This is a genomic window from Streptomyces sp. NPDC047974 (assembly GCF_040653375.1).
Taxonomy (GTDB): domain Bacteria; phylum Actinomycetota; class Actinomycetes; order Streptomycetales; family Streptomycetaceae; genus Streptomyces.
Map to the genome: position 1 here is coordinate 102,934 of NZ_JBEZNU010000021.1, position 16,372 is coordinate 119,305.

At 71.8% G+C, this 16,372-nt stretch carries 14 protein-coding genes; 6 read left to right on the plus strand and 8 right to left on the minus strand.

Going from position 1 to position 16,372, the window contains the following annotated elements; all coding sequences use genetic code 11:
• Positions 1-62 precede the first annotated feature (62 nt).
• The 3 genes from AB0E19_RS26855 to AB0E19_RS26865 all read left to right on the plus strand — a co-directional run bounded on the left by AB0E19_RS26855 (position 63) and on the right by AB0E19_RS26865 (position 1,502).
• Positions 63-476, plus strand: coding sequence for a BlaI/MecI/CopY family transcriptional regulator (locus tag AB0E19_RS26855; RefSeq protein WP_362184748.1), 414 nt, complete (start codon positions 63-65; stop codon positions 474-476).
• A gap of 15 nt (positions 477-491) precedes the next feature.
• On the plus strand, positions 492-1,001 hold the full coding sequence (locus AB0E19_RS26860; RefSeq protein ID WP_190224267.1) for an amino-acid N-acetyltransferase: 510 nt from the start codon (positions 492-494) through the stop codon (positions 999-1,001).
• A gap of 165 nt (positions 1,002-1,166) precedes the next feature.
• The gene (locus tag AB0E19_RS26865; protein WP_362184749.1) at positions 1,167-1,502 is read left to right on the plus strand and encodes an Lsr2 family protein; all 336 of its coding nucleotides are present in this window, start codon (positions 1,167-1,169) and stop codon (positions 1,500-1,502) included.
• Here AB0E19_RS26865 and AB0E19_RS26870 read toward each other — a convergent pair.
• On the minus strand, positions 1,481-2,077 hold the full coding sequence (locus AB0E19_RS26870) for an SCO3374 family protein (protein WP_362184750.1): 597 nt from the start codon (positions 2,075-2,077) through the stop codon (positions 1,481-1,483). The genes AB0E19_RS26865 and AB0E19_RS26870 overlap by 22 nt on opposite strands.
• 473 nt (positions 2,078-2,550) lie before the next feature.
• On the opposite strand from AB0E19_RS26870, the gene AB0E19_RS26875 reads away from it, so the two are divergent.
• Positions 2,551-5,070 carry an ATP-dependent Clp protease ATP-binding subunit gene (locus AB0E19_RS26875; protein ID WP_362184751.1) on the plus strand — a complete coding sequence of 840 codons (2,520 nt, stop codon included), beginning with the start codon at positions 2,551-2,553 and terminating at the stop codon, positions 5,068-5,070.
• Positions 5,071-5,140: 70 nt separating this feature from the next.
• Here AB0E19_RS26875 and AB0E19_RS26880 read toward each other — a convergent pair whose 3' ends face one another.
• Positions 5,141-8,125: an NACHT domain-containing protein gene (locus AB0E19_RS26880; protein ID WP_362184752.1), complete on the minus strand. Its 2,985-nt coding sequence runs from the start codon at positions 8,123-8,125 to the stop codon at positions 5,141-5,143.
• 477 nt (positions 8,126-8,602) lie between these two features.
• Between AB0E19_RS26880 and AB0E19_RS26885 the strand changes: the two genes are divergently transcribed.
• Positions 8,603-9,307, plus strand: a complete 705-nt coding sequence (locus tag AB0E19_RS26885; protein ID WP_362184753.1) for a M23 family metallopeptidase — start codon at positions 8,603-8,605, stop codon at positions 9,305-9,307.
• A gap of 12 nt (positions 9,308-9,319) precedes the next feature.
• Here the strand turns inward: AB0E19_RS26885 and AB0E19_RS26890 are convergent, their stop codons facing one another.
• The gene (locus AB0E19_RS26890) at positions 9,320-9,874 is read right to left on the minus strand and encodes a helix-turn-helix domain-containing protein (protein WP_362184754.1); all 555 of its coding nucleotides are present in this window, start codon (positions 9,872-9,874) and stop codon (positions 9,320-9,322) included.
• 105 nt (positions 9,875-9,979) lie between these two features.
• Between AB0E19_RS26890 and AB0E19_RS26895 the strand changes: the two genes are divergently transcribed.
• On the plus strand, positions 9,980-11,557 hold the full coding sequence (locus AB0E19_RS26895; RefSeq protein ID WP_362184755.1) for an MDR family MFS transporter: 1,578 nt from the start codon (positions 9,980-9,982) through the stop codon (positions 11,555-11,557).
• 67 nt (positions 11,558-11,624) lie between these two features.
• On the opposite strand, the gene cseC is transcribed toward AB0E19_RS26895, so the two are convergent.
• The 5 genes from cseC to AB0E19_RS26920 all read right to left on the minus strand — a co-directional run bounded on the left by cseC (position 11,625) and on the right by AB0E19_RS26920 (position 16,349).
• Positions 11,625-12,941 carry a two-component system sensor histidine kinase CseC gene (gene cseC / locus AB0E19_RS26900; protein ID WP_362184756.1) on the minus strand — a complete coding sequence of 439 codons (1,317 nt, stop codon included), beginning with the start codon at positions 12,939-12,941 and terminating at the stop codon, positions 11,625-11,627.
• Positions 12,942-12,944: 3 nt separating this feature from the next.
• Positions 12,945-13,655 carry a two-component system response regulator CseB gene (gene cseB, locus AB0E19_RS26905; protein ID WP_360602335.1) on the minus strand — a complete coding sequence of 237 codons (711 nt, stop codon included), beginning with the start codon at positions 13,653-13,655 and terminating at the stop codon, positions 12,945-12,947.
• An 84-nt stretch (positions 13,656-13,739) separates the two neighbouring features.
• A complete protein-coding gene (locus tag AB0E19_RS26910) occupies positions 13,740-14,441 on the minus strand; it encodes a hypothetical protein (protein WP_362184781.1) in 702 nt (233 codons plus the stop codon).
• Positions 14,442-14,563: 122 nt separating this feature from the next.
• On the minus strand, positions 14,564-15,160 hold the full coding sequence (locus AB0E19_RS26915) for a SigE family RNA polymerase sigma factor (RefSeq protein ID WP_362184757.1): 597 nt from the start codon (positions 15,158-15,160) through the stop codon (positions 14,564-14,566).
• A 172-nt stretch (positions 15,161-15,332) separates the two neighbouring features.
• Entirely contained in the window at positions 15,333-16,349 is a 1,017-nt protein-coding gene (locus AB0E19_RS26920) for an A/G-specific adenine glycosylase (protein ID WP_362184758.1), read from the minus strand.
• Positions 16,350-16,372 lie beyond the last annotated feature (23 nt).

Genomic DNA, 16,372 nt, shown 5'->3' on the forward strand with positions numbered 1-16,372 from the left:
CTACGGCCGCGCTTCGACTGCCAATAACCGTTATTCCCGTTACCTCCCACTAGGGTGAGCCTGTGCCGCGCCCCTTGGGAGAACTCGAAGACGCCGTCATGACGCGCATCTGGCAATGGAACCGCCCGGTGACCGTCCGGGAAGTCCTGGAAGACCTCCAGCAGGAACGCTCCATCGCCTACACCACCGTCATGACCGTCTTGGACAATCTCCATCAGAAGGGCTGGGTGCGCCGGGAAGTCGAAGGCCGCGCCTATCGATATACGGCGGTCTCCACCCGCGCCGCCTACTCGGCCGCCCTGATGAACGAGGCCTGGGCGCAGAGCGACAACCCGGCCGCCGCCCTCGTCGCCTTCTTCGGGATGATGTCCCCGGAACAGCGCGAGTCCCTGAACGACGCCATCCGGATCGTCCAGCGCGACAGCCCGCTCCCCGCCCCGCCCGAGGAGGGCGAGGGCGGACCGGCGCCCTCCTAGCGGTACCGTCCCCCCATGTCGAAAGCCGTCACCGTACGCCGTGCCCGCACCTCCGACGTCGCCGCCGTGCGACGTCTGGTCGACCCCTACGCGCGCCGCGGCATCCTCCTCGACAAGGCGACGGTGACGTTTTACGAGGCCATCCAGGAGTTCTGGGTCGCGGAACGCGACGAGGACGCGGAGGTCGTCGGAGTCGGCGCACTCCATGTCATGTGGGAAGACCTCGCGGAAGTCCGCACGCTCGCCGTCGATCCCGACTTCAAGGGCGCCGGCGTCGGTCATCAGCTGCTCACCAAGTTGTTGCAGACCGCGCGCTGGCTCGGTGTGCGCCGGGTTTTCTGTCTCACCTTCGAAGTCGAGTTCTTCGCGAAGCACGGCTTCGTCGAGATCGGCGAGACGCCGGTCGACGGAGATGTCTACGCCGAGCTCCTCCGTTCCTATGACGAGGGTGTCGCCGAGTTCCTCGGTCTCGAACGAGTGAAGCCGAACACCTTGGGCAACAGCCGGATGCTTCTGCACCTGTGACCTATCCTCCTGGCGGAAGCCCGCTGGAACCCCGGTGGAACCCTATGTCCGAATCGCGCATGTTTCCCGCGTTCCCGGGGATCTGAACCTCTCCCAGGGGTTTGTGTTTTTCCGGGAAAAGCGGTTTCCTTTCCGCGTACTGCATTTTCGATGAAAGGAAATCCGGTGGCACAGAAGGTTCAGGTCCTTCTTGTCGACGACCTCGACGGCGTCGAGGCGGACGAGACCGTGACGTTCGCGCTGGACGGCAAGACCTACGAGATCGACCTCACCACCGCCAACGCGGAGAAGCTCCGTGGCCTGCTCGAGCCGTACACCACGAGCGGGCGCCGCACCGGCGGCCGCACCACCGCGGGCCGCGGCAAGGGCCGCGTGACCGCCTCCGGCAGCCAGGACACGGCGAAGATCCGCGCCTGGGCCAAGGAGAACGGCATGGAGGTCAACGACCGCGGTCGCGTCCCCGCCCACGTCAAGGCGGCCTACGAGGACGCGAACCGCTGAGGCGTCCCCCGCTGAGCCGCCGGCCCGCCGGCCCGGGCGCTCAGCAGCCGCAGCCGGTGGCACTCCACCGCGGCCGCGGCCACCAGGCGCGTCAGACACGGGGCCTCCGCACGGCCCCACGGCCCGGACCGCGGAGCCGGCAGCGAGGACTCCACCTCGCGCCCCGGCTCGGGGGCCCGCAGCCAGGCGCCGACGCCCGACGCGCCGGATCCGCCCCGCCCCGGCGGCGGGGGAGCGGTCATCCGGCCGTCGGCGCCGAGCGCCACGAGGTCCAGTGAGATCCCGCCCCACTCCAGCCACTCCAGCAGGCCGGGCAGCTCCTCCGCGCTCCCCGCGGCCACGAGGAGACGCATCCGGCGCCCCAGGAGGGCCACGGGACCGGTCGCCGCGCCCACCCGGCGCAGCACCCCCCGGCCGGCCGCGGCGGGCAGTTCGAGGACGTCGAAGCGGAGCCCCGTCACCAGCTGCGCCGGCGGCCCCGGCACCGTCGCCCACCCGAGCTCCCGCTCGTACCAGAGCGCGAGCTCCCGGCCGCCGTCGAGCGGCGAGCGGGGAGACGGGACGGTGAGGGCCATGCCCGGGGAACTCCCGGGGGGCCGGGGAGGTTACGGCCCCGGGCGTCACCGGTGACGTAACGTTCCGGTCCGGGGACCCGAGGTGTCCGGTAATGGGGCGTACGAGCGCATTCGGCGACGCAACTCTGTTCGCTGGTAGCGGAGGGGACCCGGGTGTGCCGCATGGAGTGTCGGACCGTACGGGTAAGACATTCCTAGTGGAGAGGGGTGACCCGTACGGCCGGTCCGTCTCGCGTTCGCCATCGGCGTACTCAAGGCGGGGGTAACTACTTGGCCTGCGGGAACATCGTCTCGCACCATCGAGTTGGAGCATTTGTCGGCTGTTCGGCAGCGGGCCACCCCAGGGACAAGGGGGTGATCCGGACGGATGTCGGCAGTTGGAATGAGCGGTCCCCGCTTGCGGGACTAAGCTGCGGAAGGACAGGGAGGGGATCGACCCCTAACTGACTGACCGCTCTGAGGAGCGATTAACGATGTTCGAGAGGTTCACCGACCGCGCGCGGCGGGTTGTCGTCCTGGCTCAGGAAGAAGCCCGGATGCTCAACCACAACTACATCGGCACCGAGCACATCCTTCTGGGCCTTATCCACGAGGGTGAGGGTGTCGCCGCTAAGGCCCTGGAGAGCCTCGGGATTTCGCTCGAGGCGGTCCGCCAGCAGGTGGAGGAGATCATCGGCCAGGGCCAGCAGGCCCCGTCCGGCCACATCCCCTTCACTCCTCGCGCCAAGAAGGTCCTGGAGCTCTCGCTCCGCGAGGCCCTCCAGCTCGGCCACAACTACATCGGCACCGAGCACATCCTGCTCGGCCTGATCCGCGAGGGCGAGGGCGTCGCCGCCCAGGTCCTCGTGAAGCTGGGCGCCGATCTCAACCGGGTGCGGCAGCAGGTCATCCAGCTGCTCTCCGGCTACCAGGGCAAGGAAGCCGCCACCGCCGGCGGCCCTGCCGAGGGCACCCCCTCGACGTCCCTGGTCCTCGACCAGTTCGGCCGCAACCTCACGCAGGCCGCTCGCGAGTCCAAGCTCGACCCGGTCATCGGGCGCGAGAAGGAGATCGAGCGGGTCATGCAGGTGCTGTCCCGCCGCACCAAGAACAACCCGGTCCTCATCGGCGAGCCCGGCGTCGGCAAGACCGCCGTCGTCGAGGGCCTGGCGCAGGCCATCGTCAAGGGCGAGGTGCCCGAGACCCTCAAGGACAAGCACCTCTACACCCTCGACCTCGGCGCGCTGGTCGCCGGCTCCCGCTACCGCGGTGACTTCGAGGAGCGCCTGAAGAAGGTCCTCAAGGAGATCCGCACCCGCGGCGACATCATCCTGTTCATCGACGAGCTCCACACCCTCGTGGGTGCGGGCGCCGCCGAGGGCGCGATCGACGCCGCCAGCATCCTCAAGCCGATGCTGGCCCGCGGCGAGCTCCAGACCATCGGTGCCACCACGCTCGACGAGTACCGCAAGTACCTGGAGAAGGACGCCGCGCTCGAGCGCCGCTTCCAGCCCATCCAGGTCGCCGAGCCGTCGCTGCCGCACACCATCGAGATCCTCAAGGGCCTGCGCGACCGGTACGAGGCGCACCACCGCGTCTCCATCACCGACGAGGCGCTCGTCCAGGCCGCGACCCTGGCCGACCGGTACATCTCGGACCGCTTCCTCCCGGACAAGGCGATCGACCTGATCGACGAGGCCGGCTCCCGGATGCGCATCCGCCGGATGACCGCGCCGCCGGACCTCCGCGAGTTCGACGAGAAGATCGCCGGCGTCCGCCGCGACAAGGAGTCCGCGATCGACTCGCAGGACTTCGAGAAGGCCGCGTCCCTGCGCGACAAGGAGAAGCAGCTCCTCGCCGCGAAGGCCAAGCGGGAGAAGGAGTGGAAGGCCGGCGACATGGACGTCGTCGCCGAGGTCGACGGCGAGCTGATCGCCGAGGTCCTCGCGACCGCCACCGGCATCCCGGTCTTCAAGCTGACCGAGGAGGAGTCCTCGCGTCTGCTCCGCATGGAGGACGAGCTCCACAAGCGCGTCATCGGCCAGAAGGACGCCGTCATCGGCCTCTCGCGGGCCATCCGCCGTACCCGTGCCGGCCTGAAGGACCCGAAGCGTCCCGGTGGCTCGTTCATCTTCGCCGGTCCGTCCGGTGTCGGTAAGACCGAGCTTTCGAAGGCCCTCGCCGAATTCCTCTTCGGCGACGAGGACGCGATGATCTCCCTCGACATGTCGGAGTTCAGCGAGAAGCACACGGTTTCGCGTCTCTTCGGTTCGCCGCCCGGATACGTCGGCTACGAAGAGGGCGGCCAGCTCACCGAGAAGGTGCGCCGCAAGCCGTTCTCCGTCGTCCTCTTCGACGAGGTCGAGAAGGCCCACCCCGATATCTTCAATTCCCTGCTCCAGATCCTGGAGGACGGTCGCCTGACCGACTCCCAGGGCCGGGTCGTGGACTTCAAGAACACGGTCATCATCATGACGACCAACCTCGGGACCAGGGACATCTCGAAGGGCTTCAACCTGGGCTTCGCCGCCCAGGGCGACACGAAGTCCAACTACGAGCGGATGAAGGCGAAGGTCAGCGAGGAGCTGAAGCAGCACTTCCGCCCCGAGTTCCTCAACCGTGTGGACGACATCATCGTCTTCCCGCAGCTGACCCAGGACGACATCCTCCAGATCGTCGACCTGATGATCGGCCGCGTGGACGAGCGCCTCAAGGACCGGGACATGGGCATCGAGCTCTCCCAGTCCGCGAAGGAGCTCCTCGCCAAGAAGGGCTACGACCCGGTCATGGGCGCCCGGCCGCTGCGCCGGACGATCCAGCGCGAGGTCGAGGACTCGCTCTCCGAGAAGATCCTCTTCGGCGAGCTGCGCCCCGGCCACATCGTGGTCGTGGACACCGAGGGCGAGGGCGACGAGCAGAAGTTCACCTTCCGCGGCGAGGAGAAGTCGGCCCTGCCCGACGCTCCGCCGGTCGCGGCGGGCGAGACGGGCCCGAACCTCTCCAAGGACGCCTAAGCGGTAGCGGTACGCCCAAGGGGCGGCCCCGGAACCATCACGGTTCCGGGGCCGCCCCTTTCGTGTGGGGTCAGTACTGTCCGACCCAGACGGAGGGCTCCAGTGCCTCGGCGCCCGTGACGGTGCCGACCGTGCGGAGGTGCCGCAGGGAGCGGAGGACGGAGAGCGGGGCGACGTCCGGGACGGCGCCGCCCTCGCCGCGGAGTTCCAGCTGCTCCAGGAACGGGAAGGTCCGGGGCAGCTCGTCGAGCGCGGGCGCGTCGTAGTAGGCGAGCCGGACCGTCCGTACGCGGTCGAGGACGAGGTCCTCGGGGCGGCTCCGGAGATCGGTCTCGGTCAGCGAGAGGGTGTGCACCGCCGGGAGGGAGGCGAGGGCCCGCCAGGTGTCGGCGTCCAGCGGGTCCGTCTGCCACACCTGGAGCGAGGTCAGGCTCCCGAGCCGGGCGAGGCCGCCGAGCCCCTCCCTCGGCCAGCTCTCCGGAAGGTCGATGTGGGCGAGGGGCGCGGCCACGGGCAGGTCGGCGACCGACCACGAGGTGGCGGCGCTCGTCTCCAGGGTGAGGGAGGCCAGGCGCGTCAGGGAGGACAGGGCGGAGAGGCCGGCCCGCTCGCCGAGGCGCTGGAGGTGGAGCGTGACGGGGTCGCAGGCGCCGAGGAGCCGGGCGAGGGCCTCGCCCGAGAGGCCGTCGCCGACGTCCAGCCGGGACGGACGCAGCCCCAGCCGGAGCAGCTCGTCGGCCTGCTCGTCGCCGGCGACGCTGTACCGCAGGTCCGTCGGATCCAGACGCGCGACGATCTCCTCGCCGTAGAGACGGGTGTCGTAGCGCGACCAGGCGTGGATCAGCTGGGACCGGATCATCAGCGACGGGTGGCCGGCGAAGCGGGCCAGATAGGGGACGGCGGCCTCGGCCGGGATGTGGGAGGCCGCGGTCACGCAGTAGGAGGCGGACATCTCGTCCAGTTCCCCGGGTCCGCCGAGCAGGCGCAGCACCGCGGGGCCGCCCGCCGCCAGCTGGCGGGCCTCCTCGAAGGAGCGGGGCGGCACGATCTCGGCCGTCCGGGCCAGGATCTCCGCGCGGACCTCGGGAGCGACCTCCGTGGCGTGCTCCAGGGCCGTCGCGGCGAGCACCAGGACGCGCAGCTGCGTCGCGCGTTCCTTCGCCGCGTCCGCCGCCTTGAGGAGTTCGCGGAGGATCTCCGCGCATTCGCGGGGCCGGGCGTGGCCCACGGCCATGCGGATGACGTCCTCCCACTGGTCGTCGGAGGCGTGCTCGACCAGGACGCCGATGTCCCAGTCGTCCACCAGCGCCTTGGCCGCCAGGTAGTCCTGGAAGGTGCGGTGGACGAAGTCGACGGTGTCGGCGGTCGGCTCGCGGAGCAGTCCGCTGCGGTGCAGGAGATGGGTGAAGACCTGATCGGGAGGGCAGTCGGCGGCCACGGCGGGGACGGCCTGCGCGACGATCGTCTCGGCGCGGGCCCGGTCGATCTCGGTGCGGCCGTTGCGCGTGAGCCAGTACGCGAGGCGCTGGACCAGCTGGATCTGCGGGGCCTCGTCGAGGGCGATGCCGTACGGGGTCCCCATGTCCCGTTCGCGGTCGCGTCGGGAGAGCAGCATGGCGAGGGCTGCCTCGTAGAGCGCCTTGCGGCCGCGCGGCAGGTAGCCGCGCCGGTCGCGGTGGAGGGCGCAGATGAGGCCGCACATGAGGGGGTTGGTGGCGAGCTGGGCGACGGGTGAGTCACCGCGCAGGGCGTCGAGGAGCGTCTGCTCGTACGGGGCGGCGTCGGGCCCGGCGGCCCGGTGCCAGCGGTGCACGAAGGTGGCGACCCCGGCCCGGGTCATGGGGGAGAGCGTCAGCTCGGTGAAACCGTCACCGGCGAGCCAGTCGCCGTCCACGGCGGTGGGGCGTGAGGTCACGAGCCAGCGGTTGCCCTCGTACGCGCCGGTGAGGTCGCGGAGCCAGCCGCGGGCCCGGCCGCGTTCGGCCTCGGGGATCTCGTCGATGCCGTCGACGAGGACGAGGCCGCGGCCGGCCGCGAGGACCCGGTCGGTCCAGCCGTCGGGCGGGGTGAGCGGGCAGCCGGCGGCGGTGAGGAAGCGGTCGGGGGAGGGGAGCCGTTCGCCGTGCCGGGTGAGGGTGCGCAGGGGGAGGACGAAGGGAATGCGGCCGTGGAGGTGGGCCATGCCGTCGGCGCGGCCGGGGTCGGCGGCGGAGACGGTGAGCCACTGGACGAGGGTGGTCTTGCCGGAGCCGGCGAGGCCCCGGAGGAGGACCCGGTCGTGGCGGGCCAGGGCGAGGTCGGCGCGGACGGGGGCGGCGATGTGCTCGTGCTCGTGGGGGGCCCGGCCGATGGCCTCCAGGGAGAGGTAGGCGACGTCGAGGGGCCACTCGGCCGACGAGTCGCGCAGGTCGATGCCGTAGATCGTCAGCCGGCCGTGCTTCTTCGCCAGGTGCGCCAGGTAGCGGCGCTCGAAGGCGGCGTCCTCGGCGAGCGGGCCGGGGTGCGCCGCCGCCATCGCGTCGAGCTTCGTGGACAGCGCGGCCTGGCCCCGGGTCTGTTCGACCAGGGTGCGGGCGACGAAGGAGGGGCGGCTGGTGAAGAACTCCAGGATGTGGCGGCAGGCCCGGGTGGTGGCGGCCTCCAGGTAGTGGACGGAGTCGGCGGAGAGGCCGTCGGGGGCGGGCGCGGCGGCGCGCAGGCGCCGGGCGAGGGCCTCGTGGCCGAGGTGGACGGCCTGGACGTCGTCCATGTCGAGGTCGCCGAGGGCCAGCAGGTTCGCGGTGAGCGCGTCGGTGACGGCCTCGGTCTCGTCGGCGGGGAAGGGCCGCTCGCCGGGGCCCTCGCAGGTGCGGGCCACCAGCGTCGCGGCCAGTTTCGCGACGTCCTTCTCGGTGAGGGTGCGCTTCTCGCCGCGGAAGGAGAGGAGGGAGGCGAGCCGCACGGGGCGGTCCGCGCCGGTGAGTCCGGCCCCTGGCGCGTCGCCGGCCAGCAGTTTCTTCAGCAGCGGGCCGATCGCGGCCGACGCGAGGCGCGTGCCGATGAGTGCCGGTTCCATGTCTGTCCCCCCGTACGTCCCCGGATGCCGTCAGCGTAGTGCGGGACGGTCTCCGGGCGGCTCCGGTTGCGTGACCCAGGTCGCAGTGGCAGGGGGGGGCGCGGTGACAAGCGGCACAGGGCTTTCGAGGGGTACTAGACGGGATCGTAGTGTCGATAAGGGGCGAATCGGGACGTTCGGTGGTCAACCACCGGGACGGAGGTCCCGAGCGGCTCGAATCGGGCGAGGCGCCGCCTTTCGGGCCTTTCCCGGCCTTGGCGACATGGGCTTAAACCCGGAATCTTGGGTTGGTATGTCCGATTTGAGGGATGGGCGTCCCGGGCGTCAAGAGTCGTATTCCTGGGGAGATCGCTACGATCTCGTGTCGTAGATGGGGTGTTTTGGGATGACCTGGGTGGCGGGTTACCAAGGAACAGCCAGCCCGGCGCAACGCACCGATCGCGTCGGGTCCCGTTCTTCCCGGAGGTCTTCCCCCGTATGTCGAAGCGCGTCATGAACCCCGCCGTCCGCACCACCGCCGTCGCCCTCGCCACCGCGGGTCTGGGAGCGACGCTGGTGGCCGGAGCCGGGTCCGCCTTCGCCGCCGAGAGCAAGGCCGCCCCGGTCGCCGGTACCGCGGCCGCCGCCGTCGCGGCGCAGGCCGAGACCCAGGCCAAGGCCGCCGCCCAGGTGAAGGTCGCCAAGGCGCAGGCCGCCAAGGCCGCCCAGGTGAAGGCCGCGGCCAAGAAGGCCGCCGCCAAGCCCGCCGCCGCGAAGAAGGCCAAGGGCTGGGTCAAGCCGGTCGCCTCGTACGCCCTGAGCGCCAGCTTCAACCAGGGCGGCGCCATGTGGGCCCACAAGCACTCCGGCCAGGACTTCGCCGTCCCGACCGGCACCCCGGTCAAGGCCGCCGGCGCCGGCACCGTCGTGAAGGCCGGCCCGAACGGCGGCGGCGACGGCCCCGCCTACGGCAACGCCATCGTGGTGAAGCACGCCAACGGCACGTACTCGCAGTACGCCCACCTGTCGAAGATCAAGGTCCACATCGGCCAGAAGGTCGCCGCCGGCCAGCAGATCGCCCTCTCGGGCAACACCGGCAACTCCTCCGGCCCGCACCTGCACTTCGAGATCCGTACGACCCCGAACTACGGCTCCGCCATCAACCCGGCCGCGTTCCTGCGGACCCACGGCGTGACCATCTGACGCTGACGCGTGTCAGGCCCGGTGGGCCTGCTCGATCAGATCGAGGGCGACCTCGAGGACGGCTTCCTGCTTCTCCTCGGGGTCGTCCTCTTCGTTCTGCATGAAGAAGGTGCCCGCGTGCAGGGTGAAGACCGCGCTCATGGCGCGGACCCGGTCCTTCATCGGGGCCTCGGGCTGCTCGATGAACTGGTAGAGCGCGAGCAGCCGCTCCTTGAAGGTGAGGCCGATGCTCAGTTCGCGCACGGTCGCCTGGTTCTCGTGCATGAAGCGGAACAGCGGGGCTGCGGCGAGCAGGCAGAGCTGGTAGCGGCGCAGGATCTCCCGCTTGGTCTCCAGGGTGCGCGGCTGCTCGGCGGCCCAGGCGAGCAGCTCGTCCATCGGGCGCGTCAGGTCCTGGAAGATCCCGATGATGATGTCTTCCTTGGTCTTGAAGTGGTAGTACAGCGCGGCCTTGGTGACGTCGAGGCGTTCCGCGATCTCCCGGAGCGAGGTCTTCTCGTATCCCTGCTCGGCGAAGAGTTCGAGAGCCACGTCCTGGATGCGCTGGCGGGTGTTGCCTCGGGCCATGGCTGTTCACTCCCACTTTCCACAAAACTTACTTGACGACCGGCAAGTGACGCGCCTACCGTCCCCAGTGTAGTAACTAGCCGGGCGGCAAGTAAGGGGACGGCCATGACGGACACCGCACCATCGAAACAGACGCAGGGGGAGCCGGAGACGCAGCGCAGCGTGCGCGTGGTCCTCCTCGCCCTCATGATCGCGATGCTCCTCGCGATGCTGGACAACATGATCATCGGCACCGCGATGCCGACGATCGTCGGCGAGCTCGGCGGCCTGGAGCACCTCTCCTGGGTCGTCACCGCCTACACCCTGGCCACCGCCGCCTCCACTCCCATCTGGGGCAAGCTCGGCGACATGTACGGCCGCAAGGGCGTCTTCCTCACCTCGATCGTGATCTTCCTGATCGGCTCGGCGCTCAGCGGCATGGCCCAGGACATGGGCCAGCTCATCGGCTTCCGCACCGTCCAGGGCCTCGGCGCCGGCGGTCTCATGGTCGGCGTCATGGCGATCATCGGCGACCTGATCCCGCCCCGGGAGCGGGGCAAGTACCAGGGCATGATGGCCGGCGTGATGGCCCTCGCCATGATCGGCGGCCCGCTGGTCGGCGGCACCATCACCGACCACTGGGGCTGGCGCTGGTCCTTCTACATCAACCTTCCGCTCGGCGCCGTCGCCCTCGCCATGGTCACCGCCGTCCTCCACCTGCCGAAGAAGCGGCGGGCGGCCGGCACCCGCATCGACTTCCTCGGCGCCGCGCTGCTGACCGTCGGCATCACCGCGATCGTCCTCGTCACCACCTGGGGCGGCACCGAGTACGCCTGGGGCTCGGCCACCATCGTCGGCCTCGCGGCCGGCGGCGCGCTCGCCCTCGCCGCCTTCCTGTACGTGGAGACCCGCGCGAGCGACCCGATCATGCCGCTGCACATCTTCCGCAGCCGCAACTTCACGCTGATGTCGCTGATCGGCTTCATCACCGGCTTCGTCATGTTCGGCGCCGTCCTCTACCTGCCGATCTTCCAGCAGTCCGTGCAGGGCGCCTCGGCCACCAACTCCGGCCTGCTGCTCCTGCCGATGCTGCTGTCGATGATGGTCGTCTCGCTGGTCGTCGGCCGCGTCACCACCAGCACCGGCAAGTACAAGGCGTTCCCCATCGCGGGCGGCGCCCTGATGATCGCCGGCCTCTTCCTGCTCTCCACCATGGACACCGGCACGGGCCGCCTGCTCTCCGGCGTGTACATGGCCCTGCTCGGCGCCGGCATGGGCTTCCTCATGCAGATCACCATGCTCGTCGCGCAGAACAGCGTCGAGATGAAGGACATGGGCGTGGCCTCCAGCTCCACCACCCTCTTCCGGACCCTCGGCTCCTCCTTCGGCGTCGCCATCATGGGCGCCCTCTTCACCAGCCGGGTCCAGGACGAGATGGCCGCCGGCGGCGGCTCCGCCCTCACCGAGCGGACCGCCCAGCTCGACGCCGCGAGCCTGGCCAAGCTGCCGGAGGCGCTGCGCGAGGCCTACCAGCACGCCGTCGCCGCCGGCACCCACTCCGCCTTCCTCGTCGGTGCGGCGGTCGCGGTGAGCGGCTTCGTCCTCGCCTTCTTCGTCAAGGAGGTGGCGCTGCGCGGCGCCGGCCCCGCGACGGCGGAGAAGCCGGCCGACGAGGGCACGGCCAAGGTCGCCGAGACGGTCTGATCCCGTCGGTACGCGCGCGTGGGGCCCGGATTCCTCGAATCCGGGCCCCACGCGCGCGTACCCCCGTCTACTCCGGCAGCCGCAGGATCGGGAAGCTGCCCGTGTTCGTCGGCGCGTGGTCCGGCAGCCACAGCACCGCGACCGCCCCGCCGACACCCTCCGGCGAGCCCTCCGAGGCGACGTTCCGGAAGGTCAGCCGGGCGCCGAGGACCCGCGCCTGACCGGCCGCGATCGTCAGGCCCAGGCCGTGGCCCTGGCCCGCGCGGTCGCTCGTGCCCGTACGGAAGCGGCTCGGGCCCTCGCGGAGCAGCGCCTCGGGGAAGCCGGGGCCGTGGTCCCGTACGCGCACCACCCGGCCCTCGACGGTGACCTCCACCGGACCCTTGCCGTGCTTGGCCGCGTTCGCCAGCAGGTTGCCGAGGATCCGCTCCAGGCGGCGCGGGTCGGTCGACACCCAGGACTCGTGGACCACCCGGACCTCGGCGTCCGGGAACATCGACCGCACCCGCCGGTCCACGAACTCGCCGAGCGCGATCTCCTGGAGCTCCGCCCGCTCCGAGGCCCCGTCGAGCCGGGCCACCTCCAGGACGTCCTCGACCAGCGTCCGCATCGCCTGCGCCCGGTCCCGCACCAGCTCGGTCGGGCGGCCCGGCGGCAGCAGCTCGGCCGCCGTCAGCAGCCCGGTGACCGGGGTGCGCAGCTCGTGCGCGATGTCCGCGGTGACCCGCCGCTCGGCCTCGATCCGCTCGTTCAGCGCGTCGGTGAGCGAGTCGATCGCCCACGCCAGGTCGTCGGTCTCGTCGCGTACGACTCCGCCGACGGCGTCCCGGACCCGGACGTCGCCGTTGCCCTGGGCGACCCGCCCGGCCGCCGCCGCGGCCTTCCGCAGCCGCCGGGACAGCTGCCCGCCGACGAGGATGCCGAGCGCGCAGCCGCCGAAGACCACCGAGACCGAGCCGATGACCAGCGCCCGGTCGAGGTCCTTCATGATCGTGGCGCTGCGGTCGGCGAAGGGGATGTGCAGCGAGAGCACGTCGCCGTTGGCCAGCGGAACCGCCGCCCACACGTCCGGCGGCCCGCCGTGCCGGTGCTCCTGCACGTACGTGCCCCGCCGCTGGTCCCGCATCAGCTGGTCGAGCTGGTCCGGCAGGGCCGGGTCGTTGATCTTGGCGCCGAAGCGCGGCTCCTTCGGCTTGGAGGTCTCGTACAGGCGCTGGGCGAAGAGCAGCCGCTCCATCTGCACCTCGCGCGCGTTGTCGAGCATCGAGATCCGGGCGGCGTTGTGCACGACCACGCTGAGGGTGACCGCGATCAGCGCGCCGACCGCCGCGATGGCCAGGGCGATCTTCCAGCGGACGCCGGTGCGGAGCGGAAGCGCTCTCACCGATCAGCCCCTGAGCTTGTAGCCGAAGCCGCGGACCGTCTCGATCCGGTCCTGGCCGATCTTGGCGCGCAGCCGCTGCACATGGACGTCGACCACCCGGGTGTCGCCGCCCCAGCCGTAGTCCCAGACCCGCTCCAGGAGCTTGTCGCGGGAGAGCACGGTGTTCGGTGCCGAGGAGAACTCCAGGAGCAGCCGCATCTCGGTCGGCGTCAGCGCCACCGGCGTACCGCCCCGGCGCACCTCCATGCCCTCGGTGTCGACCTCCAGGTCCCCGTCGCCGAAGACCAGCGGCCCGCCGTCGCCGGCCGCCGCCCCGTCCGCGTCGCCCGCGCCGTTGCCGGCCGCGTGGCCGAAGCGGCGCAGCACGGCACGGATGCGGGCCATCAGCACGGAGCCGTCGAAGGGCTTGGTGACGTAGTCGTCCGCCCCGGCCTCCAGGCCGAGGACGACGTCGATGGAGTCGGCGCGCGCCGACAGCATGATCACCGGAACGGTCGACTCGTCGCGGATGCGGCGGCAGAGGCTGACCCCGTCCATGCCCGGCAGCATCACGTCGAGGAGCGCGATGTCCGGCCGGTGGGCGCGGAAGGCGTCCAGGCCGGAGAGCCCGTCGGGCATCGCGGTGACGCGGAAGCCGTCCCGCTCCAGGGCGAGCTGGGTGGCCTCACGGATGACGTCGTCGTCCTCGACGAACAGGACATGGGTCTCGGCCATCGTGCGGGTCCTTCGCGGGTGGTGGGTGGGACGGAACGGCGGAACGGCGGGAGGGGGGACGGGGAGGCGGGGGAGGGGCGCCGGTCAGCCGGCGGCGGACGCGCTGGGCACCGGCTCCGGCGCCTCGCCGGTCCCGTCGCCGCCCTCGCCGACGCCGCGGCTGTAGTCGTTGTGCACCCAGTCGTGCTGGGCGAACCTCTTCCCCGACCAGCGGTACGTGATCACGTCCTCGCCCGACGGGTAGGCGACCGGGTCGCCCTCCGCGTACACCTGCTTCGTGACGATCAGGTCGCCGCGGTCGATGGTGCCGTAGACCGCCGCGTCCTCGGCCATGAAGACGTTCTCGTAGCCGTCGGCGCCGGTGCCCCCGCCGGGCTTGCCGCGGTACACGTACGTACCGATCCCGACCGCGTCGCCGCAGGTCATCACGTTGACCACGACGTCCGGCACGGAGCCGTCGGTGAGATTGCCGTACGAGGTGTCCACCGGGTACGCGTCGGCCACGCACGGCTTCAGGTCGGCCTTCACCCGCGCCCCGATCTTCGGGTCGCCCTTGAGGAGCGCCACCGGGTCCACCCGGGGCGCCGCCTTCGCCGCGCCCGCGCCCGGGTCGGCACCGGAGCCCGAGGCGGCGGCGGACGGCGTGGGGGCGGCGGCGGCCGTCGCGTCGGCGCGCGCCGCGCCCTCGTCACGGGAGCCGGTGCCGCCCGTGGAGCACGCGGCCACGAACAGGCCGAGGGCGGCGAGCCCGGCCATCGCCGTGACACCCGCCGCCTTGGGACCCACCGCCCGCGCCGCCCCACCGCCGGAACCGGCGCCGGTCCTGCCGGCGCCGGTCCTGCCGTCATGGGGACGGCCGTCGTGGGTTCCGACGTCGTGGGTTCTGACGCCGTCGACGTCGCCGTCGTCTAGGCCGCGCACCGCTCGCGTCCTCCCTCGTCACCTCGCACGGCCGCCGTGGCCGGCCGCTGTCCACCGGTCCGCTCCACGGGCCGCCCCAGGGCGCGGGCGTTCAGGTCGCGGCTCTCCAGCTCCTGGCGGAGCCGGGCGAGCGCGCGGTGGAGCGTCGACTTCACCGTACCCGTCGACATGCCGAGGGCCGCCGCGGTCTCCTCCGTGCTCATCTGCTCCCAGTGCCGCAGCACCACGACGCTGCGCTGCTTGGGCGCGAGCACCTTCAGGACGTCCATGAGCAGGGCCCGGTCGGCGTGCTGCTCGGTCGCGTCCTCCACGCGCGCGTCCGGCAGCTGCTCGGTCGGGACCTCTTCGAGGCGGCGCGCCCGCCACCACTCCGTCCGCGTGTTGATCATGACCCGGCGCAGGTACGCGTCGGCCAGCGACTTGTCTGCGATCCCGTCCCAGCGGCCGTACGTACGGACCAGCGCGGTCTGGAGCAGGTCCTGCGCGTCGACCGGATCCGGGACGAGCCGGCGCGCGCTGCGCAGCAGCGCGTCCTGCCGCGTGCGGACGTACTCCTCGAAGTCGAGCACCTCGCCCTGGCTCATCCCGGCTGCCTCCACATCCCCGTGACCTGCTTGTCCTCCGTGTCGTCGACGACGCTACGGAGCGCTTGTCACGGGCCTGTGCGAGGCAGCCGTCGGTGGACGCACGGCTACCCATCGGTTGTGTAACAGCGGCCGCCGGGCGGGCGTTTCGGGGAGGCGGCCGCGGGGTGGCTCAGGTCAGCGGAAGTCGGTACCGGCCGCCGTCCAGCGGCTCCACCAGACCGTCCGAGACCAGGCCGTCCAGGGCGCGGCCGCGCTGCACCGGCTCGTCCCAGACCGCGTCGAGCGCGGACTGCGGGACGGGGCCGGGGGCATCACGGAGCACGGCGAGGAGCCGGCCGCGGACCTGCCGGTCGGTGCCCGCGTAGGTCTGGCCGCGGCGGGGCGGCCCGTCGTGGGCCGGCTTGCCGGCGAGCAGCCAGGCGCAGCGGTCCGAGACCGGGCAGCGCCCGCAGTCCTCGTTCTTCGCCGTGCAGACCAGGGCGCCCAGCTCCATGGAGGCGGCGGCCCAGCGGGCGGCGGTGGACTCGTCGTCGGGGAGGAGCTCGCGGGCGAGGCGCCGCTCGGCCGCGGTGGTGGCGTTCGGCGGGTACTGGACGCCGCTCGCCGCGCGGGCGAGGACCCGGCGCACATTGGTGTCGAGGACCGCGTGCCGCTGCCCGTACGCGAAGGAGGCCACGGCGGCGGCGGTGTACTCGCCGATGCCGGGGAGCGCGAGGAGCTGCCCGTGGTCGCTGGGCACGTTGCCGCGGTGCCGGTCCCTTATCGCCACGGCCGCCGCGTGCAGCCGCAGGGCCCGGCGCGGGTAGCCGAGCCGGCCCCAGGCGCGGACGGCCTCGCCGGGTGGCTCGGCGGCCAGGTCGGCCGGGCGCGGCCAGCGCGCCAGCCACTGCTCGTACACCGGCAGCACCCGCACGACGGGCGTCTGCTGGAGCATGAACTCGCTGACCATGACGCCCCAGGCACCGGCCTCGGGGCGGCGCCAGGGCAGGTCACGGGCGTGCCGGTCGAACCAGGCGAGGACCGGCCCGTGCAGCTCGGCCGGGTCGACGACGGCCGACGCCGTGCCGGTGCCGGGACCGGTTCCGCTGCCGGGCGGGGCCGTACGGGCGCCCGACGGATCCGTACCGGCGGCGGCGCGGGAGGCGGCGGGGAAGGACAGGGAGGCGGGGGCATCGATGGAAGTCATGGCACCCCCGATCCTGGCACGTC